A 241-nucleotide genomic window follows, 5' to 3' on the forward strand; every position below is an offset into this window, starting at 1 on the left:
ACCTGACCGCCTTGCCCGCCGGTACGAACGCGGTGCGCTTCGCTTTCGGCGGTATCGCGGTGAATGAGGTCTATTACGCGGCCCTGCGGCTGCGGGTAACGGACATCAACAATCTGGGCGTGCTGAATGCCGAAGGTCACGGGGGCGATTCGGCCGAAGGGGGCGCTGCGGGCAATGACAACCCGTGGCGTTACTGGGTTGCCGGCTCATCCTCCTACGCACCCGCGACGCTGAATGATAT

Annotated in this window: 1 protein-coding gene; it reads left to right on the forward strand. The window is 63.9% G+C overall.

Annotated elements, in window-relative coordinates:
• The coding region (locus A3764_RS25020) for a hypothetical protein (RefSeq protein WP_161487475.1) at positions 1–241 on the forward strand (241 nt) is incomplete at both ends.

Origin of the sequence: Sulfitobacter sp. HI0129 (assembly GCF_001635395.1) — a bacterium.
GTDB lineage: Bacteria > Pseudomonadota > Alphaproteobacteria > Rhodobacterales > Rhodobacteraceae > Sulfitobacter.